The 24784-nt window shown below is 58.0% G+C and carries 26 protein-coding genes; 14 read left to right on the top strand and 12 right to left on the bottom strand.

Features of this window, described 5'->3' with window-relative positions; translation table 11 throughout:
- Positions 1 to 148: 148 nt before the first annotated feature.
- The 6 genes from EKM85_RS08505 to EKM85_RS08480 all read right to left on the bottom strand — a co-directional run bounded on the left by EKM85_RS08505 (position 149) and on the right by EKM85_RS08480 (position 4532).
- A complete protein-coding gene (locus EKM85_RS08505) occupies positions 149 to 1123 on the bottom strand; it encodes a sensor histidine kinase (RefSeq protein WP_125585926.1) in 975 nt (324 codons plus the stop codon).
- Positions 1116 to 1823 carry a response regulator transcription factor gene (locus EKM85_RS08500; protein WP_125585924.1) on the bottom strand — a complete coding sequence of 236 codons (708 nt, stop codon included), beginning with the start codon at positions 1821 to 1823 and terminating at the stop codon, positions 1116 to 1118. Before EKM85_RS08500 ends, EKM85_RS08505 begins: the two co-directional genes overlap by 8 nt.
- 201 nt (positions 1824 to 2024) lie before the next feature.
- Positions 2025 to 2282 (bottom strand): metal-sensitive transcriptional regulator, encoded by a 258-nt coding sequence (locus EKM85_RS08495; RefSeq protein WP_125585922.1) that lies wholly within the window; start codon positions 2280 to 2282, stop codon positions 2025 to 2027.
- Positions 2279 to 3937, bottom strand: a complete 1659-nt coding sequence (locus EKM85_RS08490) for an FAD-dependent oxidoreductase (RefSeq protein WP_125585920.1) — start codon at positions 3935 to 3937, stop codon at positions 2279 to 2281. The genes EKM85_RS08495 and EKM85_RS08490 overlap by 4 nt, the downstream gene beginning before the upstream one ends.
- Complete coding sequence (locus tag EKM85_RS08485) at positions 3934 to 4242, bottom strand: rhodanese-like domain-containing protein (protein ID WP_125585918.1); 309 nt, start codon at positions 4240 to 4242, stop codon at positions 3934 to 3936. The genes EKM85_RS08490 and EKM85_RS08485 overlap by 4 nt, the downstream gene beginning before the upstream one ends.
- A 2-nt stretch (positions 4243 to 4244) precedes the next feature.
- The gene (locus tag EKM85_RS08480; RefSeq protein WP_125585916.1) at positions 4245 to 4532 is read right to left on the bottom strand and encodes a rhodanese-like domain-containing protein; all 288 of its coding nucleotides are present in this window, start codon (positions 4530 to 4532) and stop codon (positions 4245 to 4247) included.
- 311 nt (positions 4533 to 4843) lie between these two features.
- Here EKM85_RS08480 and EKM85_RS08475 point away from each other — a divergent pair, with 311 nt between their 5' ends.
- The 9 genes from EKM85_RS08475 to EKM85_RS08435 all read left to right on the top strand — a co-directional run bounded on the left by EKM85_RS08475 (position 4844) and on the right by EKM85_RS08435 (position 15399).
- Entirely contained in the window at positions 4844 to 5989 is a 1146-nt protein-coding gene (locus tag EKM85_RS08475) for an HNH endonuclease (RefSeq protein ID WP_125585914.1), read from the top strand.
- A gap of 839 nt (positions 5990 to 6828) precedes the next feature.
- Positions 6829 to 7872, top strand: a complete 1044-nt coding sequence (locus tag EKM85_RS08470) for a DUF6287 domain-containing protein (RefSeq protein WP_125585912.1) — start codon at positions 6829 to 6831, stop codon at positions 7870 to 7872.
- Between the two features lie 494 nt (positions 7873 to 8366).
- Positions 8367 to 9536 (top strand): hypothetical protein, encoded by a 1170-nt coding sequence (locus EKM85_RS08465; protein ID WP_125585910.1) that lies wholly within the window; start codon positions 8367 to 8369, stop codon positions 9534 to 9536.
- A gap of 143 nt (positions 9537 to 9679) precedes the next feature.
- Positions 9680 to 12328, top strand: coding sequence for a hypothetical protein (locus EKM85_RS08460; protein ID WP_125585908.1), 2649 nt, complete (start codon positions 9680 to 9682; stop codon positions 12326 to 12328).
- Positions 12329 to 12526: 198 nt separating this feature from the next.
- Positions 12527 to 12811, top strand: a complete 285-nt coding sequence (locus EKM85_RS08455; RefSeq protein ID WP_125585906.1) for an autorepressor SdpR family transcription factor — start codon at positions 12527 to 12529, stop codon at positions 12809 to 12811.
- Entirely contained in the window at positions 12798 to 13460 is a 663-nt protein-coding gene (locus EKM85_RS08450; RefSeq protein ID WP_125585904.1) for a DUF1648 domain-containing protein, read from the top strand. The genes EKM85_RS08455 and EKM85_RS08450 overlap by 14 nt, the downstream gene beginning before the upstream one ends.
- A 72-nt stretch (positions 13461 to 13532) precedes the next feature.
- Complete coding sequence (locus tag EKM85_RS08445) at positions 13533 to 13739, top strand: PLDc N-terminal domain-containing protein (protein WP_125585902.1); 207 nt, start codon at positions 13533 to 13535, stop codon at positions 13737 to 13739.
- Positions 13736 to 14752 (top strand): ABC transporter ATP-binding protein, encoded by a 1017-nt coding sequence (locus EKM85_RS08440; RefSeq protein ID WP_125585900.1) that lies wholly within the window; start codon positions 13736 to 13738, stop codon positions 14750 to 14752. Before EKM85_RS08445 ends, EKM85_RS08440 begins: the two co-directional genes overlap by 4 nt.
- On the top strand, positions 14641 to 15399 hold the full coding sequence (locus tag EKM85_RS08435) for an ABC transporter permease (RefSeq protein WP_125585898.1): 759 nt from the start codon (positions 14641 to 14643) through the stop codon (positions 15397 to 15399). The genes EKM85_RS08440 and EKM85_RS08435 overlap by 112 nt, the downstream gene beginning before the upstream one ends.
- Positions 15400 to 15506: 107 nt before the next feature.
- On the opposite strand, the gene EKM85_RS08430 is transcribed toward EKM85_RS08435, so the two are convergent.
- The 4 genes from EKM85_RS08430 to EKM85_RS08415 all read right to left on the bottom strand — a co-directional run bounded on the left by EKM85_RS08430 (position 15507) and on the right by EKM85_RS08415 (position 18369).
- Positions 15507 to 15857 (bottom strand): GtrA family protein, encoded by a 351-nt coding sequence (locus EKM85_RS08430; RefSeq protein WP_125585896.1) that lies wholly within the window; start codon positions 15855 to 15857, stop codon positions 15507 to 15509.
- Positions 15858 to 16021: 164 nt separating this feature from the next.
- On the bottom strand, positions 16022 to 16993 hold the full coding sequence (locus tag EKM85_RS08425) for an amidohydrolase family protein (protein WP_125585894.1): 972 nt from the start codon (positions 16991 to 16993) through the stop codon (positions 16022 to 16024).
- A 32-nt stretch (positions 16994 to 17025) separates the two neighbouring features.
- Positions 17026 to 17895, bottom strand: a complete 870-nt coding sequence (locus EKM85_RS08420) for an SDR family NAD(P)-dependent oxidoreductase (protein ID WP_125585892.1) — start codon at positions 17893 to 17895, stop codon at positions 17026 to 17028.
- Between the two features lie 39 nt (positions 17896 to 17934).
- A complete protein-coding gene (locus EKM85_RS08415; RefSeq protein WP_164510723.1) occupies positions 17935 to 18369 on the bottom strand; it encodes a MarR family winged helix-turn-helix transcriptional regulator in 435 nt (144 codons plus the stop codon).
- A 131-nt stretch (positions 18370 to 18500) separates the two neighbouring features.
- Between EKM85_RS08415 and EKM85_RS08410 the strand changes: the two genes are divergently transcribed.
- Positions 18501 to 18800: a DUF2316 family protein gene (locus tag EKM85_RS08410; protein WP_125585888.1), complete on the top strand. Its 300-nt coding sequence runs from the start codon at positions 18501 to 18503 to the stop codon at positions 18798 to 18800.
- A gap of 156 nt (positions 18801 to 18956) precedes the next feature.
- On the top strand, positions 18957 to 19559 hold the full coding sequence (locus tag EKM85_RS08405; RefSeq protein WP_125585886.1) for an FMN-dependent NADH-azoreductase: 603 nt from the start codon (positions 18957 to 18959) through the stop codon (positions 19557 to 19559).
- 25 nt (positions 19560 to 19584) lie between these two features.
- On the opposite strand, the gene EKM85_RS08400 is transcribed toward EKM85_RS08405, so the two are convergent.
- Positions 19585 to 20037 carry a MarR family winged helix-turn-helix transcriptional regulator gene (locus EKM85_RS08400; RefSeq protein WP_125585884.1) on the bottom strand — a complete coding sequence of 151 codons (453 nt, stop codon included), beginning with the start codon at positions 20035 to 20037 and terminating at the stop codon, positions 19585 to 19587.
- Between the two features lie 301 nt (positions 20038 to 20338).
- Positions 20339 to 21127 (bottom strand): Cof-type HAD-IIB family hydrolase, encoded by a 789-nt coding sequence (locus EKM85_RS08395; protein ID WP_125585882.1) that lies wholly within the window; start codon positions 21125 to 21127, stop codon positions 20339 to 20341.
- Between the two features lie 210 nt (positions 21128 to 21337).
- Between EKM85_RS08395 and EKM85_RS08390 the strand changes: the two genes are divergently transcribed.
- The 3 genes from EKM85_RS08390 (at position 21338) to EKM85_RS08380 (ending at position 24496) form a co-directional block, all read left to right on the top strand.
- Positions 21338 to 22213 (top strand): AraC family transcriptional regulator, encoded by an 876-nt coding sequence (locus EKM85_RS08390; RefSeq protein ID WP_125585880.1) that lies wholly within the window; start codon positions 21338 to 21340, stop codon positions 22211 to 22213.
- 101 nt (positions 22214 to 22314) lie between these two features.
- Positions 22315 to 23475 carry an MFS transporter gene (locus tag EKM85_RS08385; RefSeq protein ID WP_125585878.1) on the top strand — a complete coding sequence of 387 codons (1161 nt, stop codon included), beginning with the start codon at positions 22315 to 22317 and terminating at the stop codon, positions 23473 to 23475.
- A gap of 394 nt (positions 23476 to 23869) precedes the next feature.
- On the top strand, positions 23870 to 24496 hold the full coding sequence (locus tag EKM85_RS08380; RefSeq protein WP_125585876.1) for a sugar O-acetyltransferase: 627 nt from the start codon (positions 23870 to 23872) through the stop codon (positions 24494 to 24496).
- Positions 24497 to 24784 lie beyond the last annotated feature (288 nt).

Genomic DNA, 24784 nt, shown 5'->3' with positions numbered 1-24784 from the left:
TCCTGCGGCAAACCGGCCGCACGCTTTGATGCTTCAAGCATAAGGCTCCAGGCGCGGGAAAAATACTTACGAAGTGCGGCCGCAACCTTACGCTTGTGTAAGCAAGGCAGAAAACACCACCAGCGCAAACGACGCTGGTGGTGCAAGGTCACTCGCTAGGCCAGCTCTGCTGCGCCAGGTGGATGAACACTTGGGTGCCGCGGCCGACCTGCGACTGGATGCTCAGCTTGAGGCCGAGTTTCTCCGCAATGGTCTGGCTCATGGAAAGGCCCAGCCCGCTGGCCTTCTGGTTCATCCGCCCGTTGTAGCCGGAAAAGCCCGGTTCAAACAGGCGCGGCAGGTCGCTGGCGGCGATGCCGATGCCGGTGTCGGCCACCACCACCGCGTCGCCCTTGGCGTAAACGTGGACGCCGCCGGTTGCGGTGTACTTGGCGGCGTTGGTCAGGAGCTGTTCGAAAATAAACCGGAGCCACTGGCTGTCCGTCACCACGGTGGGCAGGGGGTCGACCTTCACGGCGAGGTTTTTCTCAATGAACAAATCGGCCAGGTCGCGGACCACCTGGTTGACCAGCGGCGTGAGCGGTGTGGGCTGCAGCACCAGGTCGCGGTTGACGTCGTTGAACTTGATGTAAGTGAGCATCATCTGCACGTACCGGTCGATGCGCTTCAGCTCCGTGCGGGCGGGCGCGATCTTGACCGGCGGCACCTGAAGCAGGAGGTCCAGCGCCGCCAGCGGGGTCTTCATCTGGTGGCTCCACAGGGCAAAATTATCACTCAGCGACTGCGTCTGGCGCGCGGCTTTGGCCTGCGCCGCCGCGCGAGCCTGGTTTTGCGCGGTGATCAGCTGCTGGTAGCGCCTTTCCTTTGCGTCAGCGGCCGCGGGCAGGTGGCCGAGCGGGTCGTCGGCGGGGACGTGCTGCAGCTGGCTCAGCTGGGTGCACCAGCGCCAGGCGTCCAGCGCAAGCAGCGGCACCAGTACCGCGGCGCCGATCACCACGCCGTCGAGCAGTGCCACTTGCGGCAGGTTTTCCAAGAAGGTCAGACCGGCGGCGAGTATGAGCACGACGAGCAGGACCAGCCAGACGATGGTGCGGGCGCGCAGGTAGGCGGCAAGTTTACGCATTGGCGCTCACCGCCAGTCGGTAGCCGGCGCCGCGCACGGTTTGGATGGCGCGGTCCAGGCCGATCGCCGCGCCTTTTTGCCGCAGGCGCGTCATTGTGACTGCCAGGGTGTTCTGGTCGATGAAGGCGTCGCTCTCCCAGAGCTTGTGAATGATCGTCTCGCGGGCCACCACCGCGCCGGGCGTCTCAAATAGCAGGCGCACGATGCGCGTCTCGGTCGGCGAGAGGTCCACACTTTGCGCCGGCTCATCGCCTTGCGCAGCCAAGGTCACGCGGTTATCCAGCGCGGCCAGCGTGAACGGCCCGGCCTGGTATACCCCGTCGGCCTGCTGGTACTCGTAGGTGCGGCGCAGGAGTCCCTGGATCTTGGCCAGCAGGACCGGCAGCTCGATCGGTTTGGTGAGGAAGTCATCCGCCCCCATGTTCATCGCCATGACCAGGTTCATGTCATCGCTGACGCTGGTCAGGAAGATCACCGGCACCTTGGACGTGCGCCGCAGCGCCTCCAGCCAGTGAAACCCGTTGAAGAACGGCAGGCGAATGTCCATCAGCACCAGGTCCGGCGCGCTTTCGGTGATTTCGCGGTCAACATGGGCAAAATCGCGCACGACGGCGGTTTGATAACCCCATTTGGTCAGGTATTCCGCGATCGTGCCGGCGATGGTGGGTTCGTCTTCAACAATAAATATCGTCTGGGTCATGGCTGCCTCCAACACGTTCTGCCAGTGAATTAACTGGTTTCAGTGTAGCAGTTCTTCGCGGTCCTGGGGCCGGGCTTAGGACTGAATCGCCGCAAGGGCGGGGAAATAACGCAAAAAAGACCAGGGCGGCTTGCGCCTTGGTCCGATGATACCCGGTTCTTTGGGGCCATCCCGCTCGGCAAGTGGCGCCGGGGCGGGGGGTTACTTGCGCATGATCATCTTAACGGCCTGGTTGATGCGGGCCTCTTGGTCACCTGCGTCATCCGCCAGCAGGCAGTCCTTCAGGTTCTCGGCGACGATCAGGCCGATCAGGTTGTCGAGGCTCGAGCGCACGGCCGTCAGCTGGCTCACGACGTCTTGGCATTCGGCGTTATTCGCCATCATGCGCATGGTGCCTTGCAGCTGCCCATCGGCGCGCTTCAGCCGGTTTGCCATTGCTTTCGTGTAGGGGAGGGTCATGATTTTACTCCTTCCAGCAGCTCCTGGCGCACCTGTTGATACAGGCCAATTGCGCCGTCCAAATTCTGAACGTGGAAGCCGTGCTGACGCAGCAGGCGCTCGGCCAGGTAGCTCCGCAGCCCAGTCTGACAACTGACGATGTATTCCTGGCTTAAGTCGAGCTCGCCTAGCCGCTGGCGCAACTGATCCAGCGGCAGGTTGAGGGCGCCTTTAAAGTGTCCCTGCGCGTATTCGGCTGGCTCGCGCACATCGATCAGCTGCTTGCCCGCCGCCAGTGCGTTCTTGAGCTCGTGCCACTGGATGGTCTGGGAAAGCCCGGTCGCCACGTTTGAGGCAACGTAGCCCAGCATGTTGACGGGATCCTTGGCGACCCCAAACGGCGGGGCGTAGGTTAGTTCGAGCTCGGGCAGATCGAACACCGTCAGGCCTCCTTTGATGGCGGTGGCCAGCACGTCGATGCGTTTGTCCACCCCATTTTCACCGACGGCCTGCGCGCCATAGAGCGCGCCAGTGTCCGGGGCAAAAATGGCCTTGAGCCAAAGCGGCTTTGCGCCGGGGTAGTACGCGGCATGGTCCTTGCCGGAGAGGTGCACTACCTTGACCTTCAGCCCGAGCTTTTCCGCCTGGGCCTCACTGAGTCCGGTGGCGGCGGCAGCTTGGGCGAACACGCGCGCGATAGCGGTACCCAGACTGCCGCGGTTCTTCGTTTTGATACCGGATAACCCGTCGGCCACTTGCCGCCCCTGCCGGTTGGCGGGACTTGCCAGTGAAATCAATGCCGGCTGATGCGAGACCTGATTGATGACCTCGATCGCGTCGCCGACCGCGTAGATATCAGGCTGCGAGGTTTGATAATGATCGTCCACGGCAATGCCACCGGTCGGGCCAAGCTTGATGCCAGCTGCTTGGGCCAGGGCGGTGTCCGGCTTGACCCCCACGGCCAACAGGATCATGTCGGCGGGCAGGGAGACGCCAGAATTTAAGATGACGGTCCCTTCTTCAATTTGAGCCGCCGCGTCTTTAACGTGCAACGCCACGCCGTGCTGGCGCAGGCTCGCTTCAAGGGGCGCCGCCATTTCCTCATCAAGGGCGGGGAAGACGTGAGGACCGGCTTCGACCAGGCTGACGGTCAGGCCGCGTGTCACCAGGCTTTCGGTCATTTCTAGCCCAATGGCGCCACCGCCAATCACCACCGCGGTTTTCGCCTCACTGGCCTGCAGGAACTGGTCGATGCGGTCCATGTCGGGGATGCTGCGCAGGGTGAAGACGTTGGGCGCTTCCTTTAGCCCCGGCAAAGGCGGCACGACCGGCTTGGCGCCTGGCGCCAGGATCAAGGCGTCGTAGGTTTCGGTGTAGGTGCCGGTCGCGGTCTGGACGGTGACGGTTTTGCCCGCCGGATCGATCGCCGTGGCGGTGCTATTTTCGCGCACGTCGAGGTTGAAGCGGGCCTTCAGCTTGGCCGGCGTTTGCACCAGCAGGTCGCCCTTTTCGGTGATCTCGCCGCCGAGATAGTAGGGCAGCCCACAGTTGGCAAACGACACGTGCGGTCCTTTTTCCAGCACAATGATCTGGGCGTCTTCTTGCAGTCGCCGCAAGCGGGTGGCCGCAGACATGCCGCCGGCAACGCCGCCGATAATCACGTATTTTTTCTTCATGATATCGTCCTCCCTTGCCATGCTAGCATACCACCGGCGACGTTGGTGACGTCCAGTCCGCGTGCTTGCAGCTGCTTGTACGCGCGTTTGGAGCGCGCGCCTGAGCGGCAGATCACGTAGAGCTTCGCGTTTGCCGGCGGGGTATATGAGCCGATGCGCGCAAGCGGGACATTCTTGGCCCCGGCAATATGCCCGGCGCGGTATTCTGACGGCTCGCGGACGTCAAGAAGCTGGGCGCCAGGGGCGCGGAGCTGCTGGGCCAGTGCTTGCGGCGTAATACTGTGAACAGGTGAGAATCCGAACATCGTTACACCTCCAGTGGCTTTGGCCATGCTGAAGTGCCGCCCGCCACGTTGATGACGGCTGTGCCGTGGGCTTGAAGAAACTCTGCCGCACCAGCAGAGCGGCCGCCAGTTTGGCAAATGATGTAGGCGCCATCCGGGACTTCTGGGTAGCGCTCGGCAAGCTCGCTGAGCGGAATATTTTTGGCGCCGGGCACATGACCGGTGGCAAATTCAAAGTCTTCGCGAACGTCAATGATGGTTGGGTGGTTGGCCAGCTGATCGGCCAAAGTGGCAGCAGTGATGTTTTTCATGGGTTCCTCCTAGAATGAGATTAATACCGGTGGGGGTATTTGATATGGTTTAACCATATACCCGGGTGGGTATATTGTCAAACGCGTTCGAGGATTGTTGCCACGGCTGCCGGGAACTTTGCCGTTGCGATCAAGCGGGAGGCGTGCTTTGCACCATCAGCAATAAGCGTCCTGTGCGCTCGTTTTGGCTTGATGACATTTTTTCTTGTAACTGGTACAGCCATTGAGGCGGAATACCAAGTCCACTTGGTATTCCGTCTTTGCATCTCCAGGTAAAATACAAGCAAGTAATCAAACTGGGGGTGAAGGCAATGGAACCGTTAGCAGCCAAATTTGGCCGTGAGTTGTACCGGCTCCGGCAAAGTCGCGGCCTGACGCGCAAGCAGGCGGCCATCGAGGTCAATCTCTCGCTCAACGCGTTGTCCAGTATCGAAAACGGGATGGCCTTGGTGAAGCTGGATACTCTGGTGCGGATGCTGCAGGTCTACGGGATCGGTGTTGATCAGTTTATGCGGGAGATGGCCGAGCCGGCGGTCGCCCAGCCGCGTCAAGCCGCGGAGTCGTTTCAGTTTGCGACCGGCGCGCGGTACTTTATCCTCGACACGAAGGGCGAGGGCACGGCCAATAACTACGCGGACAGCGATTTTGTCGCCTATTCGTGGCACCCCCGGCACTTCGGCAAAGTGCGGGAAGGGGACTGGTTTATTTACCGGCGGCCGCAAAGCGCCAGCGAGACCAACTCCTGGTACCTGTTTGGGGCCGGTCAGATCGGTCAAATCACGCCGCTGCCAGACGGGCGAGTCACCGCGCAAATCGAGCACCCGTTTCCTTTTCCCGCGTACTTGCTTGCGGATCCAGACCTGCAGGACTTTAAGTGGGAATTCAAGGACCGGGTGCGGCCGGACTGGCAACGTTTCTTTAACCAGTATGGCATGACTGAGATCAAGCGCGGCGATTTCGTGAACCTCCTTGCGCAGGCGCACGTCCCCAATGACGTGGCGTTGCTGAGTGAAAGTGGCCACGTGTACCAGCAGATTCTCGAAGGCGAGTACCTGTTCACCGAGCGCGCGGCCACGATGAAGGTCCGCATCGGCCAAAATGTGCTAGCTGAGCGGGTCAAGGCCAACTATGCGTACCGCTGTGCGGTCACTGGCATCAACACCCGCTCGCTGCTTGTGGCTTCGCACATCATCCCGTGGAAGGACAGCGCTCGCAAACGCCTTGACCCGGGCAATGTGATCTGCCTATCGCCGCTGTGGGACCGGGCCTTTGACCAGGGCCTTGTGACCTTCACCCCAGACGAGAAAAAGGTGGTGCTGTCGCCGGCGATCCAGCACGACCCCGCCCTTGAGCGGCTGCTTGTGCCTTACGCGGACCGCAGACTGTTACTGCCGCGGCATGCGGCGCCTGAGGCCGAAGCGCTGCAGTATCACTACCAGAACATCTTCAAGCACTGACGCAGATCCACTTAAAGCGAAGTCGGCTGCCAGTCGCAGACGCCCGCCAGAGCGGCTGAGGGTCGCGGCGGCCGCGATGAAGCCAGCCATCTGGTGGCAGGCGGTACTTGGCCCGGTCCCTGAGCCGACGCGAAGTCCCCGATGAACGGCGACGGCCCGGCCGGTGACGAGAATTGCGGAGTTGGGCGACGCGTGCGGCGGCCGCGAATTTGCGCAGGCTTCGCCGCATGAGTCGCCCTTTTTGATTTTCGGTTGCGCGGCGACGCTTCCGCAGAAAATTGCCGCAATTTGCCGATTTCCAGAATTTGACACACGACAAATTTTTGAATTGGCGCGGTGAAATCTGGCAGCCCTTGGGGGCCAAGGAATGGGGCGGATTGACCAAATATGATAGGGTTTAACTTGCTCAGTGATGGGCAGAAGAGTCTAGGCGCTTCTGCCTCAATCGGCCATATTTAAGGGCCGCCGGCAAACGCTTGCGGCCCTTGGCTTTATTCCGCTGGCCGCGCCTATTTTCAAATTTGTCGTGTCTTGATTTCGAGAAATTGGGATTTTGAGTGATTTTTGTTGCCCCCTCGGCGATTAAGCCCGGGCCGGCCGGAGCACCCAGATGGTCGCGCCGGCAGCGTTATTGGCGCGCACCTGGCGAAGGTACGAGACCATCGCCCGGGGCTTCACGGCACCGCCAATTAGCGTGATGCCCGCTTTCCTACAGCCAGGCGGGTCTGCGGCCGCGCAGGCTTATCCTGGCTGGTGCTGCCAAATAAGAGTGATATATTTGTCGTATTAAGGCAGAGGAGGAGAAGGATGGCGCGCGGGGCGGCGGCCATCTTAACAATATGAGCAGAAAACAGTTATTCACGCTTCTTTCACTGGCAGCGTTGTTGGGGCTAGCGGGGTGCGGTAGTCGCGATCAGCCGGCTCAAGACGCGGCCCAGGGGAAGCCAAAGCAAGCATCGGTCAGCAAGAAACCAGGCAAGCCGGTAGCAAAGTCTTCTCACCAAAAGCAGGCGAGCACGACCAGTCGGCAGGGCAAGATGAATTTCGGTCAGATCGCCAAGGGCAACTTTGCCAGTCTGACGGGTAATTGGCGCCAAATCGCGTACTCCGCCAACTTTCAAAATGGCACGCAGGCGGGCTTGATCGCTGGCGGCACGGACACGATGAAAGTGGCGCCGCGTGCGCTGACTTTTGGCGACGTCAAGGTGGACGGCGCTTCGCTGACCGACGCTACCGGAAGCTACGCCCTGAAGTATCAGCAAAAAGCCGGGGTCCTGACCGCCCTGCTGAAAGATGACAGCGTCGCGATCAACTGGTCGGTCACGTATTACCCCGTGGGCACCACCGCGGCGTTCAAAACAATTACCGGCGATGCCCAGAACCGGCAGAACATCGTCCAGCTTTGGACGTCGAATAATTCTTACACCACCGTCTTCGCTGAGAACGTGAGCGATGCGCAGATGAAGCAGTACCAAGGGCTGAATGTCGATCAGATCGCGGCGGGCGATTACAGTAGTTTGGCCGGGGTGTGGCGCAACCGCACCGACGACAAGACCCTCACCGTGACGAGCAAAATCGTGACCGCCCCGGCGTCAATGAACCTTGCTCAGAGCAAGGGGGTCGCGCTTGCCGGAGCCGACCAGAATGGCTATCCAGAAGTCATTTCTGGCGGTCCGGTCACGCAGGGCTACATCCAAGGGGCGTTGGGCTACTTCGATCCTCATTCAATGAGCGCACCGAGCCCCTTGAGCATCGTCCCCAAGGGCGTGCAATTGCCGAGCCTGGGCCAAACTGCCGACGACTCGGACATGACCCAAGACCGCCTGATCCTTGGCGGCGGCCAGGGCGGTTTTGCCTCGCAGGCGTACTATCGCGCGGATTGACGCAATAGCCGGTCTGGCGGCTGCGCGGGCTCACGGATGCCACGCCGGCTTTGCGCAGTCACCAGTAAGGAAGGAGAATAAACAGAGGGAGGCGGTCGCTGCTTGGCCGCCGCTTTTTTTGAAGGTGCAGAGGGGCGACGCACTTAGGGGGACAGTTAGCCTAGCGGTCCACTTTGCCTGCGCAGCAGGTGAAGTGGGCAGCGTAGCAAACTGCTCCCCCATTTTCGCCATTTTCTGAGCAAAAACGGCGCGATTTTGGCGCAATCGGCACTTTTTCCATGCCCCCAAAACGGGCCTGAAATAGCCCGTTTTTCGCTCACATTGTGGTGGCTGTCACAAACCCAAAAGTGGCCATTTTGGGTCAAAAGCGGCTGTTTTGGGGCTGGTTTCGACCCTTAAATTGCCGCCAAAGGCCTCTCACTCGCCTGCCACCTTGGTCTGACGTACAATCTAGTCAGCAATCCGCGCACTGATGAATGGAAGGAGTGACCGTAATGGCACAAAATGCTGAGATCACGGTTGGCGCCGCGCTGGAATACCGGCGGCGCATGGCAAAGGGCAAATTCCTAGTCGATCTAACGCCGGTAACCGCGGTTGAAATCAGGTTTGAGAGCGGCGAAACCATCACGCTGCCGCCCGGGGCGATCGCGTCGTTGATGTTCTACAAGAAGCGGCCGCGCCAAGGCGGCCGCCAATTCGTGGCGGACGGGTTTTGGCTGCGGGCGGCGGACGGGGAAACCACCAGTATTGCCCAAAGGCTCCTGACCGGCCACCGCCAGCCGCGGACGCGCGGGGTGGCGCGGCTGCGGGATGATGCGAACGTCGCGGCAATCACGCTGAAACAGGAGGGGGCGGCCGCCGAGTATCTGATCACGTGGTCCGCCCTGTCGGCGCCGCGGGCCGTCAACGTGGCCCAATTTTTTGCGCGGGCAGAAGACCAGCTGATCGTCCTGGCCATGGCCCCGGAGACCTACCTGCTGGGTGAGCTAGCCCAGGCGGCGCAGCAGCGAGATCACCGCGCGCAGATCGTTAGCACGCTGGTGCAGGGGCTGGAAAGTGTCGATGAAGCGGCCGCGGCCGCGCTCGTCGACACGGTCTTAGATGAGCTGGTCAGTTTTGCTCCGCTGGCCGTGAAGCGCAGCGACCAGCACATTGTGGTGCACCATGCCGCGGTTGGCTACAGCGAGGATCCGGGGCTGGCCTGGCAGGCAGTTTTCTATGACGACTACGGGACGCAGGAGTACGGGGGAATCGACCTGTTGAGCTATCCGGAGCTGTTGGGGATGGACGTCCGGATCGAAGGGGAGGTCTTCGAGGGCTTCGCCTGGCTGCTTTGGCAAATCACGCTAGAAGGGGCCGAGGCCGTCGCGCGCGCCAAGAACATTCAGGCGTTTCACGCGTCGCTGGGCGCAAGCGATGCGCAGGACGCCGCTTTTCACCAAGCCACGGCCAAAATGCGGCGCTTCCTGGATGATTACGCCCGCCAGCACAGCGCAGATCCCGCGCTGCCGGACGTGATCCAGACTTATTGGCCGCTGACGGAGGGGATGAAAGCGACGCTGGCCGGGGATGCCAGCACTGGCAATGTTCTCACCAAGCAGGACCCTAAGCTGATGGCAAAGTTCATGAAGCAGTTCGGGGATGCGTTCGCGCGGTTTGAATAAGCCCAACCGGCAAGCTTGACGCGCTTTGAAAGCAGTGCGGTGCTTGGGTGGTTAACTGGCCAACAGCGACCACTAATTCATGCCTGCTCAACAGTGAGCTTAGTGATATGATTGACCCATAAAATGTGGAAGTAGGGGAAAATATGGGTAATCATTTTCTAGAAAAGAGATTCCGGCGCACAACTAAATGGCTTTTATTCCTTGCCTTGAGTCTGGCGGCACTTCTAACGATCGGGCTTCCGGCCACCATTGTTTCCGCCGACGGGCAGGCGCCACTACAGACCGTGATCGAGAGGGGAAATCAGAAGAATGGCTATGATCTGATTCTCAGAAACACGACGAACAACCTTTATCGCAACGTGACCGTTAAGGCGGCCTTGCCCAAGGCCATCGATCAGCGGCAGGTGGTGCTCACGTGGCACGTCAAGGCGTTTGGCACCGCCGACCAACACCGCCTCCACTTCACCCTCGACCCCAAGCAAAACAGGGTGGCCGTCAGTGAAAAGGGCGCGACAATTGCGTACGCGAAACAGACGCCTTGGCTGTGGCTCACGGTCGGGCTCGTGGTCAGCGGCGGGGCCATCGGCGGCCTGCTGGTGTATCGCAGGCGCAAAGCCGCCGCGCTGCTCTTAGTGATTGGGGTAGTCGGCGGCGGCCTAGCGAGCGCTTCGCTTCAGGTCAGCCAAGCCGCTGATCGGGCCAGCAACAAGACCCCGTTTGTGCTGAACGGGAAGACGTATCAAATTAAGACAACGATTGATTACGAGCGGGTGGCGAATGCTCAACTGCTACCGTTCGTGCTGCGCTTTGATGGCGCCGCCAATCAACTGACGTACACAGATCTGACCACGCACGAGACGCAAACTGTTGCCGCGGTTGCCCATGTGGCCCAGACGCGGTTGATCAGTACGCACAAGTACCAGGTAAAAGGGCAGGGCGTTGCTGGTGAAGTCAGCCCGGGTGGCCCAGACCATTTCACCGTGAAGGCTGACGCCGGCCGGCTTCAAGCAGGAGCAACGGTGACGAAATCAGCGGGTGAGGCCGTGCTCCGCAGCAATGTACGCCAGGTGGGTTTTGCCAATGAACGCTACACGATCGAACCGGCGCGGGCCCGGCTCATCATTGCTGGTTCCGCCAGTGATTACCGCGTTGGGGACGTGCTGTACGTGCCGCCATTCGGGTTTAATTACGGCGGTGCGGCGGCGAAGGTGACCGGCGTCGACGTCCGGCCTAGCGAGCTAGTGCTCACGATTAAAAGCGCTGCCCCGCAAAGCGTGGTGCACCAGATTCGCACCACGCCTGCTGGCGGCCAGGCGGACGTGGCCAAGGCGGTGTTTGTCCCCGTAGCGGATGTCGCCGTCAGTGGGCGCAGGGCCCCAGGGATGAGCATGCAGCAGGCCGGCTTTTTCGGCCTGCAAGTGGAAAACCGCGCCACCACGGCGAAAGACTTTAAGGTGACGTTTCCGCGCAAGCAAGAAGAGGAGAAAACAGCGCCCGCAGAGGAGCCCGCCGAAGCGAGTGGTTCTAAGAAGGCTGGCAAGAAACATCAGCTGCCTGGGGAAGCAGAGGTGGTGGACGAGGCGCACCTGGAGGGCACGCTCGGCCTGACCGTCGACGCGGACTTTTTGAAGGGCAATTACGACGCCAAGGTCGACTCAGGCCTGAAATATGACAATCATTTTAACGCTCAGGTCACGGTGGATCCGGACAGCTCGGCGCTACTGAAGAAGCTGGCCGACGGGAAACAGGTGGGGATGATCATTATTCCCACCAATGTCCCGATGGTGACCGTCCACATCCCGTTTATCATCGCCCTGGACGCCTCCGGAGAAGCAACGCTGACGGTCGACCTCAACGCAGCCGCGGCGCTGACGGCGGAAGTCACAAACCAGAAGGGCAAAAAGCCGGCCAGCGTGAAGCCGGATCTGTCCTGCTCGTTTAAGGGCAACGTGGACGTGAACGGGACGCTCACCCCCGCGGTCAAGACCAAGCTCGAGCCGGTGATCCTGGGCGAGCCACTGGTCGCCATCAATGCGTCAGCCGGGGTGGAAATCAAGGCCGATGCCAGCTTTCACTGCAGCGGCAGCAAGGTCTCGCCGACCGCGGCCGCCAAGCTTGGGGCGCGTGAGCATGCCAGCGTTGAAGGCAATTTTGTCGCGAAAACGTCCGCGGAAACCGAAGTGGGTCAGCTTTTCCACGTGAAGGACGTCAAAACCGATGAGCGCACCTTTAGGCATCAACTGTTCAAGTGGCAGGCCGATGCCAGCCAGACAGCGACGCTTGGCAAGCCCGCCGGTGACCCTTCGCCGGCGGCTTACGCCAAGGGCTTTAAGGCGATCACGGTGCCTGCGAACATGCGCGGCACGTGGTACGGGTACGAAGCCTATAGCGACACGCTGACGACGATCACCTTTGGTCAGCACACCATTGCTCAAGTTGATGGCACGGCTGACGACGGGCGGGTCTATTCGCTTTATGACGAGGCCGTTCGCACCGCCGAGGATCAACACGCGCGAGAACAGGCGAATGGCGGCTCGCTAAGTCCGCAGTATACGGCAGGGGACCGTTATCGGGCCGATCACTGGTGGGCCGCCTCGCTGGCGCCGTTCAACGGCAAGGCGGGGCTGCGGGTCTGGAACACTTGGTATCCTTCAGATTCCGGCAAGTTTTACTGCATTGAGCAAAAGCAGGTGGCCGGTAAAACGGTCGCGGTGTTGACCGAACCGGAGTACCCAGACCAGATCGAGACCTTCTACCATGATAAGGCGCAGGCAATCAATTCCAGAGAGTGACGGCGCAGTTGGTTCGTGCGGCACCCGGATTAAGCCCAGCAGGTCACTGCCGGGCTATTTTTGACGTCAGCGCCATCAGCGAGACGCTAATTCGAAAAAAATCTAAATAGTGGTTGACGGCCGCATCCGGACCGACTATATTCTAATTAGAAATTCTTCTAAGTAGAAACTGATCAACATTGAATGGAGGCCGCGATCATGGCAATGAGTGACACGTTAAAGGCCATTTCCGATCCGGTGCGGCGGCAGATCCTTAACCTGCTGAAAAGTGAGTCGAAGCCGGCGGGGGAGATCGCGGCGCAGTTCGCCCTGACTCCCGCGACGGTGTCGTATCACCTGAAGCTGCTCAAGCAGGCGGGCTTGATCTCCGAGCGGCGTGAGAAGAATTTTATCTACTACGACCTGAACGCCAGCGTGTTCGAAGAGGTGCTCAACTGGATATACAGTTTGGGAATTGGAGGCGATTCTGATGACAAAAAATAAATGGGTCCTCATGGCAATCACCAGCGCCGTCATCTTGGCCACGATGCTTTATGGGGCAAGCCAGTACGCATCGCTGCCGGCCACCATGGTGACGCACTGGGGCATCGACAACCAGCCAAACGGGTGGATGCCCAAAGCGATGGCGGTGTTTGGGCTGCCAGGCATCATGCTGGCGGCGCACTGGCTGACGATGGGCGCGACCTACTGGGCTGACGCGCACGGCAAAGGGGCGCCGCGCATGGCGCGCGTGCTGGTGTGGTTTTTCCCCGTCATCACCGTGGTCATCTACGCCGTGACGATCCGCTACGCTCAGGGCCAACCGGTCAACATTAGGCTGTGGGCGATCGCGGTGGTCAGCGCCATGTTCATTCTGCTTGGGAATTATTTGCCAACGGCACCCGCCAGTTCAGCACACAAGGGGTGGACCGGGTTCGGTTACCACGTGCCGTGGACGATCAAGAACCCAGCGGGGGTCCTGAAGGCGACCCGCGTGCTGGGATACGTCATGGTAGCCGGCGGGGTGCTCATGCTCGTGACGCTGCTGCTGCCGCCGGTGGCCTCGGCCATTGCGCTGGGGCTGGTGATCGCGGCGATCCTCGTGATGTTGCCGGTGAGCTACCGGTGGACCGGGCGCGCCAAGCAGAAGTGAACTAAGTCAGAGGCTGCGCAGCGAGTCGCCGTTCTGCCCGCACCGCCCAGTGAAGCCGAAGGGGGCTTTGTCATGTCAACTGAACATCTACACCCGTATCTGCCACTGCTGATCCCGCTGATCATTGCTGAGGTGATTTTGACGCTCACCGCGCTGGTCAGCATTTTCCGCCACCAGCATTACCACTTCGCCAATCGCCTAGTCTGGGTGCTGCTGGCGGTGCTGGTCCAACCGTTTGGCGCCATCGCCTATTTTCTGATTGGCCGTGAAGAACAATGAGAAACCTCGTTGAGCTGCACGACATCAGCAAGCGGTTTGGGGCAAAGCAGGTGCTGGACCACCTGACGATGGCGGTCCCGGAAGGCAGCATTTACGGCTTCGTCGGCAAAAATGGGGCCGGCAAGACGACGACCATGCGGCTGATTCTGGGGCTGGAGCGGATGGACGCCGGCACGATCATGTTCAACGACGCGCCGGCCGGAGACCCACACCCCGAGAGTTTCCCAACCATCGGCTATCTGCCGGATGTGCCCACGTTTTACGACGACATGACGCCACGGGAGTACCTGACGCTTGCCGGCCAGCTGGCCGGGATGCGCGGGGCGGCGCTTGCTGACCGCTGTCAGACGGTGCTCAAGCTGGTCGGGCTGCCGAGTGACCGGCGCCGGATCCGCGGCTTTTCGCGCGGGATGAAGCAGCGGCTGGGCATCGCGCAGGCGCTGTTGACTGAGCCGCAGCTGCTCATCTGCGACGAGCCGACTTCCGCGCTTGATCCCAGCGGCCGCAATGATTTTCTGGCGCTCCTGGCCAGCCTGCGCCACGACATGACGATCATCTTTTCTACACATATTCTGAGCGATGTGGAGCGGGTGGCGGACCACGTGGGGATCCTGAACGGCGGCCAGCTTCAGGCTGAAGGCACTCTGGCCGAACTGCGGCAGCGCTACGCCCGGCCCCGGATCGCGGTGCAGATGGCGGACGCCTTGGCGGCGGGGCAGGCCGCTACGGCACTCGGCGGCCCGGCCACCGCCGCTGGTGCGCGCGTTGACGTCCCGTACGCCGGCGAGGCCGCTGCCGCGATGAAAATGGTGATGCAAGCGCTTGCCGCGGCCGACCTCATTCCCGTCGCCCTGGCCCAGCAGAGCACCACGCTTGATGACATCTTTATGGAGGTGGTGAAATGGCCAACGTGTGGTTCTTCCTCAATAAGGAATGCCTCGTTGCTTGGCGCCGCTACCGGTTTCTCGTGCTTGGCTTCGTTTTCCTGCTCGTCGGCCTGGAAAGTCCCTTGATCGCGAAGCTCACCCCCACGCTGCTGAAATCGACGCTGAACGTGACGGTCAACTTGCCTACGCCGACGAGTCTTGACTCGTGGCAGCAGTTCTACAAAAATATCACCCAAATCGGGATTTTCCTCATAGCGGCCATGTTCAGCGACACGGTTAGCCGTGAAGTCAGTCGGCGCACGCTGGTGCCCTTCGCGGCGCGGGGGCTGGCGCGCAGTGCGGTGCTGGTGGCCAAGTACCTGATGGGGTTGATCCTTTGGGGTGGCTCGGTTCTTCTCGCCTTTGGCGTGACGTGGGGCTACACGCGGTACTACTTTCCGGACAGTCTGGCCAAGCATCCCGTGCTGGGCCTGCTGCCGCTGCTGCTGTTCGGCTTGCTGCTGGTCGCGGTGACGCTGTTTGGGTCGACGCTCACGAGCAGCGGGATGGGCGGCTTTTTCACGGTCGTGGCGGGCTATGTGGTGATGGCGCTGCTCAGTCTGGTTAAGCCGCTGAAGGCCGGGCTGCCGCTCAGACTCGTGGCCGATAACCTTGCAGTCGTGCGCGGAACCATGCCATTAGGTGACCTGGCCCTGGCCAGTGGCGTCACCGGCGGGCTGACCGTGCTTTTTCTCCTGGCGGCCATCGCCGTGTTTAGCCAAAAGCGCCTGTAGGCAGGGGAACGCGGCTGCCGCGTGAGGGGCCTGACTTGGTCGACTAGGGCAGAAAAGACCGTTCCAGTGTCGTTAGCGGCACCGGGACGGTCTTCTCTTTATATACGTTACGCGAAAATTTGTTTACTGAAGCCAAAGTTCAGCGCAATTACGACGACCTGGTCAATGATTTTAACGAGGAGCGGGGCGCCGTGCAACAGGGTGAGACCGACGAAGAGAATCGCCGTGTCGGCCAACAATGAGGCGCCGCGGAGGCTGAAGAAACTGATCCCCTCCCTAAGCACCGTGCGCGGGGAGGTGTCAGCGGAGCCGAAGACGACGAGTTTATTGGCGGCAAAGGCAAAACCCACGCTACCGTCTCGCGCCCAAATCACATCGTAGTCCTCCAGCTCAAATTCAGTCGTCAGCGAATCGGCTAGGGCGGCTTCGTCTTCGACCAGTAACAGGGTTGTTTTCAATCCGATCCCTCCCGCGGAAAATGGCTGTCAGCCGCGTCTACAATCGGCGCTTGAACAGTGGGTTTACTCGGTACTCGCCTCTAGGATAACCTGCAGGTCACACATCTACTAGCCAGGGATACTGAAGCGTTTCTGAAGAAAGTTCAGATACTCGCCGGTTGAAATTAAAGGCCGAAAACCGTTTCTGCGGTGCCGTGAGCGATGGCTTCACGCTGAGCGGCGGTGAGGTCAGCCTGTGCGAGGAATTGGCGGACTTGATCTTTTGCCTGAACGTAGGGGTAATCTTCCGACCACATGATGTGATCGGCGCCCATTTCGGTGAGGGCCAGTTGCATCTGCGGGGCCGTGAACATCCCGGACGGGGAAATGTAGACCTGGCGCTTGTAGTAATCTGAGAACTTCAGCGGAAGTGTAGACACGAGGCGCGAAAACCCGTCGATCCGTTCCAGGAACATCGGCACGAATTCTCCCCAGTGACCTGAGGCGATCTTGACGTGAGGATACTTCTCCAAGATGCCAGCCGTGATGAGGCGCATGATCTGAATGCCTTGCTCCATGTGCCAGCCCCACATTGCGCCCGCCATCATCGTCGCCCCCATTTGACTGTAGGCCTTGCTGTCGTAGAGTACGGCTTTTTGCTCATCGGTGATCACGCCGGGATGGAGGTACAAGGTCGTCTTCAGCTGGTCGGCCGCCGCAAAGATCGGCTCAAAACGCGGGTCGTCTAAAAACTGGCCATTGACGCTGCCGCTGATGATGCCGCCTTTCATGCCCAGCTTGGTCACCGCGTAAGTCAGCTCCTCGGCGGCGCGTTCTGGGGTATTGGCCGGCAGCGTGGCCAGGCCGGCAAACCGGTCTGGATAGTGGCTGATGTTTTCGGCCAGCGTCTCATTTTGCGCGTGCGCGCCGCTGGCGGCGTACTGATCGGGCAAGACCTGCGGCGAGTTGCCGGCATCTGAGATGACCTGCATATCAATGCCGTGTTGGTCCATGTAGGTGACCTTGGTGGCAAAATCCACTAGTGCGGGCCGCAGCTGATCTTGAAACGGGTTATTGTTTGCCACAGCTGAGTGCTGATTGAAGGCCTCGATGTTCTGGTCGGTGTCGTAGTGTTCCTCAACGGTGATTAATTTCATGACAGTGCTCCTTTTATGAGTGTGACTAGTGGCTAGGCGAGACCGGCAGCAGTCATACTGAACTGCCAGAGGTCCAAAGCCGCTTCCTTGTCGTAAGACAGCGGCGAGGAAGGGATCGGGTTATCGCTTCTGCGGTCAAAGTATCTGGCGGGGCCGTGGCCAAATTGCGGCTCACACATGAGGTCAGCCACCATACGCCCGGAGTCTTTGGCAGTGCTGAGGATATCGGCATTTTGCGCCAACATTTCCGGCGTGAACCGGGATTTGTCTTTCGCCAGCCCGGTTTCAGTCATCAGACCTGGATTGACGGCGTTGACGACCACCCGGCTTGGTTGAGTGGCTAACCGCCGCGCCAGTTCGTAGGTGAAAAGCAGCATGCAAAGTTTGGAGTAGGAGTAGCTGCGGGCATCGACGACCGGATCGCTGCCGCTGTGCGCCACGACTTGAGCCCCGGGCCAGGTCAGGTCTTCTGGCACAGCATGGCGGTCGCTGCTGACATTGATGATCCGGGCACCTTCTCGCATCAGGGGCAGCAGCAGCTGCGTCAGGAGAAAATGACCGAGGTAGTTCGTTTCGAAGATATTGTTAAAGCCATCGGCGGTTTCTTCGACCGTCCGCCCCGCGATGCCGGCATTGCAAATTAGTCCGGCCAGCGGCTGGTTGAGCGCTTTGAAGGCCGCCGCAAAGGCCCGGACCTTGGCCAGCGAAGCGGTGTCCAGTTCGAGACACAGCAGGTGGGCGTCAGGGACGACTTTCAGGATGGCGGCCCGGGCTGCCTCGGCCTTTTTCATGTTGCGGCAGGCCATGATGAGCTGCAGGTCTGGCCTGCGTTCGGCGATCTGCTTGGTGGTTTCAAACCCAAGGCCAGAGTTGGCCCCGGTGATAATGATGGTGTTTGGCATGAGGAAGGCTCCTTTTAATTGATCTGGTGGTTAGAATGGCTATTGCGCGTTGGCGAGGCCAGCTTGGACCTGATCCAGCAGCCGCAATAACAGATCCTGCTCGTTTTTGGCCAGTAGCGAGCGGATGCGGTTCTCCATTTCGATAAAAATCTGTCGCACCGCTGCCGCCGTTTCCTGACCGGCAGGTGAGAGGTAGAGCTGCTTTTGCCGTTCGTTGGTTTCCTGGACGCGGCGAACGATCAGCCCGCTGGTTTCTAGCACCTTCAAGATATTGGTGGTGGTGGCGCCAGGTTTGCCGAGGTGTTCAGACAAGGACTTTTGGATGGTGCCAGGGTGGTCGGCGATGAAGTTCAGTGCCCGCGCCTGGATCGCATTGAGCCCAAAAGTTTTGAGCTGCCGATGGATCACGTTCTTTTCGCTTTGTGAGACTTGGAAAATCTTGTCGACGATTTGGTCGTCTTCGCCTAAATTCATGATCGTCCCCCTAATTTTGCAGTGACCCACGGCGCGGGTCGCCCGCTTATATTTACAAGTATTCATTTGACATTCATTGCTACGCCAGCTAGTATAACAGATGCAATTACAACTAATCAAGGGGGATCACCATGTCACTCACACTTTCACAACAGCGCGCCACCAAAGAAGAGTTCAAACAGAATCTCGCCCTCAGTGGGTTGGATATTCAGACCATTGCCGCGGCGCTTGGGACCTCTAAGCCAATGATCGAAGCGGACCTCCAGCTGCGGCCAGCCCGGCTGGAGGATCCCTGGATCCTGCGGAATTACCTGATTGAGCAGATCCAGACGCAAGGCAAGCAGCCGGTACCATTCACCGCGTTGAAAGGCGATTATCACCAGTATTGGTTTCTTGATGGTGAGCGGATCGACCGCGGCCTCATCGATTAACCACCTGGTATTGGCGGCCAGCATGAGCGCCGTGGACCACCGACTTTGGCAAAAAGGGTTGCCGGCCACCTTTTTTGATGGTAGGGTACTTAGGTAGCCGGCAACTAAAATGCCGGTCAGAAAACAGCTAACGAAAGCAAAAAGGAGACTATTGCCATGAGTCAAGTATTAGTGATAAAAGCCCATCCGTTCGGTCCGGACCGCTCACGCAGCATGCGGGTGTTGGAAACGTTCATGAAGAGTTATCAAGCAGCGCATCCTGAAGACACGATCACGGAACGCAACCTTTACCAAGAAAACTTTCCGGAGCTGGACGGTGAGATGCTGGCCGCCTTCACCCCGAACGCGACGCCTGGGGCTGACACTCAGGCTAAGCTGGCTGTCTACGGTTCGGCGTTAAGCCAATTCAAGGCGGCGGACAAAATTATCATCGCCAACCCCATGTGGAATCTCGGCATTCCGACCAAGTTGAAGTCCTGGATCGACGCCATCACGGTCGTTGGCCAGACCTTCCGTTACACTGCCACCGGGCACATCGCTTTGCTGCCGGGCAAAAAGGTGATGCACATTCAGGCGGCAGGTGGCAAGTATGCAGGTCAGGATCCGGCGACGCAGTACGTACACGCAGCGCTGGAGTACCTGGGCTCCGAAACGGTCATTGATCTGCCGGTCGAGGGGATGGATCACTTCCCGGACCAGGCGCAAGCCATCGTGGCCGCTGCCGAAAAGCAGGCTGAGGCCATGGGCCAAACATTTTAATCAGGACAGAGAAAAGCCACTGAGACTAGTCGTCGCTCAGTGGCTTTTTGGTTAGTGCCGCCGTCATTTTGGCGGCAAGCCTAATGTATTCGGCCTGCTCCGCGGGTGACAGTACGGCCGTTGATTGACGTTCTACCGCTTGACACACGGCCTTGACCCGCTGAGCCAGGGTCAGGCCAGTGGGGGTCAGGGCTACTAAGGTCACGCGGCCGTCCTGCGCGGAAGCGTGGGTAGCGACGACCTTGGCCGCAGCCATGCGGCGGACGGATTTGGCAATCGTCGAGTGGTTGACTCCGAGCAGCGCAGCCAACTCTGTTTGTGGTTTCGCCTGGGCGCTGTCCTTCAGGAGCGCCATCAGCAGCATTTCTTGGCCCGGATAAACGCCTAGGGCCCGGAGCCCCTCCTCGGTCCTGGCCCGGTGCGCCGCGACGACGTTTAAAGTCGCTGCCCCGACCGGAAATTCATTGAAGATCAGCATGTTGCGCCTCCTTGTCCGTTGCCGGCAACATACTAAGAATATCAGGATTTCTTTTTTTTACAAACTTTGGCGCGGAGTTGACCGGTGAGGGAGCGAGTGGTTCAAGCAAAGTTGATCGTTCTCAACGGATGCTGAGATTTTATGTATTGGCGGTAAAGCCCGGCCCCCACAACCGCAGAATTTGTTACCTCGCTTGATGCATCCGCAAATGACCCCGCGGCGCCTGCGTTTGGGGCGAAAGGCGCTTTGCGTCTCAGCCCCTCGATACATTGGGGCTGGCCTAGCTTCCGGATCGCGAAAATTATAGAACCTGGGTTTCAAGGAAACTAAGCACCCCCTGCGATTCGTTATCCCCAGTCTGTGCGGCTGATGCTTCCTTCACGTTTGGCTGCGCGTTTGCCATTGCAACGCCCAGGCCAACTTCACGAATCATTTCCAAATCGTTGCCGCCATCGCCAAAGACTACCATCTCGGCTAACTTGGTATCTAGCAACTGACCCAGCTCTTTTAGCCCCGCAGCCTTGTTGATACCAGGCTGAATCAGATCAATATCACCATGACCACTACTGGTTGGTTCCGCTAATCCCCTGAGCTTTTCTGCTAATTCGTTCACAATGCGCTCCGTCATTTCAGGTGGGCACGAGATGGCAAACTTTAAGACGTCATCGTCGATCTGATCATAGCGATCAATTACGTCAAGGTGATGGTAATAGTTCCGCATCTGCTCAACATGGGCGGCATCGACGGTGCTCAAAGCGTACGCGCTCTTCCGCCCGCAAATCAGCATCTTAATGTTTTGAACAGTGCCAAGCTGGTTAAGAATCGCCGTGACTTGATCTGCTTCAAAGTGGTGCACGATCAACTCTTTCTCCGGCGTCCGAATATATGCGCCGTTTTCTGCCAGGTAGATGATGTTAGCGTATTGAGTAAAGAACGATCGAAGCTGGTAATATTGGTTACCGCTAGCCACCACAAACTGAATGTGTTGCTTATTCATCTTCTCGTGCAAAGCCGCGAACTTGACCTCGTCGTAGCTCATATCGCCGCGCAAGAATGTCCCGTCCATGTCAGTCGCAATTAACTTGATCATCACTGTCTCCTCTACATTGGCTGTACCCAGTCAGGTTCTATCATGCTGGTCTTTGTCGCCCGAATAGAAGACTCACTGTACAATCTGGTACAATTTGTCCGATTCTTCGCATGCTTGCCATCCGAACAAAGAAATCGTAGCATATTCGTAATGGCGCTATGGATCAGGATTGAAGCCAATTCACGGCAAACATAACTGGGGGTGTTTCGGTTGGTCATTAAGTTCGAGCAGGTGCAGCAATGGCCGACGCTCCCGTTCAAGTTTTTCCAACACCAACCAGGCTTGGATATCGCCGTTGATCCACACTGGCATACTGGGATCGAGCTAAACTTTTTGGTCGCAGGCGGGCCGTTGGCGTTCACGACAAATGGCGAAACCACAGTATATACTCCTGGTGATTGCTGGGCGGTAAACCGGCGAAACATTCACAGTGCTTCCGGTGATAAAGGGCTTGCTTGGGATGAGTTTGGTTTTATTATCGACGAGACTTTTCTGCAAGGTAAGTTACCTTCCAGTCAATCTTGGGACCTTCAGCTTCAAGGACAAGCATCCGCAAAACGCAAGCTAAACGAATATCTACAGATCTATAATCATGCTTTGGCGATCCGCCGCCTCATTGGCGCTGGCGTTGATGAATACAACAGGCTTGAGATTTTAAGTCACTTCTATCAACTGCTGACGTTTCTTGGAAAGAACTTTGCGCATTCAGTCAAGGATCTACCCGTCACGGATAATCCGCAGTTGGTTAGCAACGTGATGGCGTACATCCACGACAAGTTCGCAGAGGATATTCACAGTTCTCAGCTTGCAAGCGACGCACACGTCTCATTGCAGACCCTCAACCAGCAATTCCAGAGCAGTCTGGGCATGTCGGTTCACGAGTATATTAGGCAAATCAGGTTGATCAATGCTCGGAAGATGCTCATTGAATCTAGCCAGAGCGTTGGCTATATCGCAAGTGCTTGTGGATTTGGGAGCATTAAAACCTTTCAGCGGAATTTTCACGACTGGACCAATAAAACGCCTTCTGACTTCCGCAAGTCTCCATACGACGTCGACCTCAACGACGCCAATTGCCTTCAATAGTGTCGCTTTAAACGTCAGCAAACATGCTAAGGTACTCGCAGGATTTGATCCAGCCGCACTAGTGTGGCTTCCTGAATTCAAATCAGAAGTGAGGCCTTTTTATGTCTAATCATCACAACGCCTCATCGCTCGCCAGCATCTTAAGCTTGTCGGCGGTGAGCGGTGTCTCGACCATCGTCACTGGCATCACCCCCCAATTGCACCAACAGTTCAGCAGTGTTCCGACCACGGTGATCGAGTGGACGGTCACGGTGGCCAACCTCAGCGCGCTGCTGACGCTGATGGTGAATCCCTTTTTAACAACCAAATTCGGAGTTCGCCGGGTGGTGATTTCCGGGCTATTAGTCAGTGGGATATTTGGCGCGATGCCCGCCTTCATTACCAACTTCTATTTCCTGTTCATTTGTCGCGTTCTTTTGGGGCTGGGGATCGGCCTGTTCTCACCGCACGCGATCAGCATGATCGCTCATGTCTACAACGGTGATTTCCGGGCCCGGCTTTTAGGCTATCAAACGGGAATCTCCGCGCTTGGAAATGCGGTGTTACTGGCAATTGCAGGCCTCGTCATCACTATTAGCTGGCATGCAGTGTTTGCAATTTACATGCTATTAGTCCCGATTGCCTTATTAGCCTTCAGGTATCTGCCTAATGTTGCGAGCGGCGAGCGGCAGAAAAATCAACCTAAAGATAAGCTGCCGCGACTGCAACTTGGCTTGTGCATACTGGCGTTCTTCACCTATCTCATTATCTGGGGCGTCCAACTTAAAATCCCAGTTCTGTTTTCAGCACAGCATATTGGCACCGCCGCCGTTGCGAATTGGACACTATCGGCCATGAATATTGGGGGCTTAGTCGCAGGGCTCACTTTTGGCAGGTTACACAAGCGGTTCGCCGGCTTCACGCTTAGCATTGGCTACTTTGGTGCAGGGCTGTCCGTCCTTGCGATGGTCCTGTTTCAAAGCCCGGTAATTGTTATCATGGCTGCAGTCTTCTTTAATTTCATCTATTCGTACACCGGTCCCTATATTGTCTATCGCAGTAACTTGGGGCTGTCCGATCAATTGATCAATCAAGTGAGCAGTTATTTGACAATTGCGACGATTATTAGCGCTTTTTTTGCACCAGTGGTCTGGAATTGGATCGGTCGCTTCGGGCCGGGGGATTTAGCGGATAATGTCCTCGTCTGGATCGCGCTGCTCCTAGTTCTGATCGCGATCGGCAGCACCGTCTTTGCGCGTCGCGAGAGGGGAGTGAAAAACTAACCTTGCCGACCAAACGTCTGTGGATAAAGATCGAAAACGCACCTCTGGAACCGCATCGCCACCTTACTTCATCAACTCGTCAAGCGCTTGCGCGAGCTCATCTTTGCCTCTCATTGGTTTCCCAACAAGCACCTTAATCCTGGGTTAAATATAGGCGGCATACCAATTTCTGGTGTTGAGATTGTTTTAACGGCGCTTCAATTCTTGATCTGGCCAAGACCCTAAGATTGGCGGCGGCCGGCCCTGCCGAATGCAGTTCGAACTGCAACGGCAGGGCACCCCTAGCCCAAACGCCGACTCGTATACGTTGCCAATTCCACCAGTGATAACAGGAATGCGGATGCGGCTCATTATTTCAACTACTTTTCAGCTTAACAACAATAAGGAGAATATTATGAACGATAAGCAAAAGATGCACTCTCAAGCGTTGTACAATCCCGATGATCCCGAAATTTCAAAAATTCAATTAACTTGTTTGGAACGGCTCTACGATTTTAACCAAACCAGACCAAGTGAGCAGAAATTACGTCAGCAGCTTCTGCATGAGATGTTTGCAGAAATTGGCGAGGGCTGCTATCTCGAACCACCTTTCCACGCTAACTTTGGCGGCAGGCACGTTCACTTTGGTGATCGGATCTACGCCAATTTTAATCTGACACTGGTCGACGATACGCACATCTACGTTGGCAGCCGCACAATGTTCGGCCCCAACGTCACAATCGCCACCGCGGGTCATCCGATCCTTCCAGAGCTGCGGGCGCAGGGTTACCAGTACAACGCACCGGTCCGCATTGGTGAGAATTGTTGGATCGGCGCTTCGGCGACGATCCTGCCAGGCGTTACCATTGGCAATAATGCTGTGATTGGCGCTGGCAGTATTGTCACCAAAGATCTGCCTGATAACGTGGTTGCCTACGGTGATCCATGCAAAATCGCCCGTCAGGTTAATCAGCATGACCGTGAATACTACTTCAAGGATTTGAAAATCAGTTCGGACCTCTTAGCAAAATACATGGATTAACTAGTCAGCTTGCATTGTTTGCGGAGGAACCACAATGATAAGCGGTCGTATTGCCTTGGGACTTTAATTTTCTTGGCGCAGCGGCGAGCGTGGCCAACTTGATTTAAAAACGCCGGCTTGTATTATTCCAATCAAGAGAGTGGAGAAGGGAAGTCGTTTTTCCGTGCTCTAAAGCGACCAGGACATCTTGATTGAATGGACAAGCGCCGCGCAAAAAACTATCTGAGGGCGCCGCTCTGCTTTGCCCTCGTAATCATGATATGAAACAGCCGCCATCGCCGATATAAT

It is taken from the genome of Lacticaseibacillus jixianensis, from assembly GCF_003946485.1.
GTDB classification, from domain to species: domain Bacteria; phylum Bacillota; class Bacilli; order Lactobacillales; family Lactobacillaceae; genus Lacticaseibacillus; species Lacticaseibacillus jixianensis.
This window is presented reverse-complemented; position numbering and strand designations above follow the sequence as displayed.

Bases quoted from the DNA above. Each gene is read 5' to 3' on its own strand.
- EKM85_RS08455 (WP_125585906.1), top strand. From the start codon at position 12,527: ATGGCAATGAGTGACACGTTAAAGGCCATTTCCGATCCGGTGCGGCGG.
- EKM85_RS08405 (WP_125585886.1), top strand. From the start codon at position 18,957: ATGAGTCAAGTATTAGTGATAAAAGCCCATCCGTTCGGTCCGGACCGC.
- EKM85_RS08490 (WP_125585920.1), bottom strand. From the start codon at position 3,937: ATGAAGAAAAAATACGTGATTATCGGCGGCGTTGCCGGCGGCATGTCT.
- EKM85_RS08450 (WP_125585904.1), top strand. From the start codon at position 12,798: ATGACAAAAAATAAATGGGTCCTCATGGCAATCACCAGCGCCGTCATC.
- EKM85_RS08380 (WP_125585876.1), top strand. From the start codon at position 23,870: ATGAACGATAAGCAAAAGATGCACTCTCAAGCGTTGTACAATCCCGAT.
- EKM85_RS08435 (WP_125585898.1), top strand. From the start codon at position 14,641: ATGGCCAACGTGTGGTTCTTCCTCAATAAGGAATGCCTCGTTGCTTGG.
- EKM85_RS08460 (WP_125585908.1), top strand. From the start codon at position 9,680: ATGGGTAATCATTTTCTAGAAAAGAGATTCCGGCGCACAACTAAATGG.
- EKM85_RS08495 (WP_125585922.1), bottom strand. From the start codon at position 2,282: ATGACCCTCCCCTACACGAAAGCAATGGCAAACCGGCTGAAGCGCGCC.
- EKM85_RS08485 (WP_125585918.1), bottom strand. From the start codon at position 4,242: ATGTTCGGATTCTCACCTGTTCACAGTATTACGCCGCAAGCACTGGCC.
- EKM85_RS08440 (WP_125585900.1), top strand. From the start codon at position 13,736: ATGAGAAACCTCGTTGAGCTGCACGACATCAGCAAGCGGTTTGGGGCA.
- EKM85_RS08420 (WP_125585892.1), bottom strand. From the start codon at position 17,895: ATGCCAAACACCATCATTATCACCGGGGCCAACTCTGGCCTTGGGTTT.
- EKM85_RS08505 (WP_125585926.1), bottom strand. From the start codon at position 1,123: ATGCGTAAACTTGCCGCCTACCTGCGCGCCCGCACCATCGTCTGGCTG.
- EKM85_RS08395 (WP_125585882.1), bottom strand. From the start codon at position 21,127: ATGATCAAGTTAATTGCGACTGACATGGACGGGACATTCTTGCGCGGC.
- EKM85_RS08425 (WP_125585894.1), bottom strand. From the start codon at position 16,993: ATGAAATTAATCACCGTTGAGGAACACTACGACACCGACCAGAACATC.
- EKM85_RS08410 (WP_125585888.1), top strand. From the start codon at position 18,501: ATGTCACTCACACTTTCACAACAGCGCGCCACCAAAGAAGAGTTCAAA.
- EKM85_RS08415 (WP_164510723.1), bottom strand. From the start codon at position 18,369: ATGAATTTAGGCGAAGACGACCAAATCGTCGACAAGATTTTCCAAGTC.
- EKM85_RS08470 (WP_125585912.1), top strand. From the start codon at position 6,829: ATGAGCAGAAAACAGTTATTCACGCTTCTTTCACTGGCAGCGTTGTTG.
- EKM85_RS08480 (WP_125585916.1), bottom strand. From the start codon at position 4,532: ATGAAAAACATCACTGCTGCCACTTTGGCCGATCAGCTGGCCAACCAC.
- EKM85_RS08465 (WP_125585910.1), top strand. From the start codon at position 8,367: ATGGCACAAAATGCTGAGATCACGGTTGGCGCCGCGCTGGAATACCGG.
- EKM85_RS08445 (WP_125585902.1), top strand. From the start codon at position 13,533: ATGTCAACTGAACATCTACACCCGTATCTGCCACTGCTGATCCCGCTG.
- EKM85_RS08400 (WP_125585884.1), bottom strand. From the start codon at position 20,037: ATGCTGATCTTCAATGAATTTCCGGTCGGGGCAGCGACTTTAAACGTC.
- EKM85_RS08500 (WP_125585924.1), bottom strand. From the start codon at position 1,823: ATGACCCAGACGATATTTATTGTTGAAGACGAACCCACCATCGCCGGC.
- EKM85_RS08475 (WP_125585914.1), top strand. From the start codon at position 4,844: ATGGAACCGTTAGCAGCCAAATTTGGCCGTGAGTTGTACCGGCTCCGG.
- EKM85_RS08385 (WP_125585878.1), top strand. From the start codon at position 22,315: ATGTCTAATCATCACAACGCCTCATCGCTCGCCAGCATCTTAAGCTTG.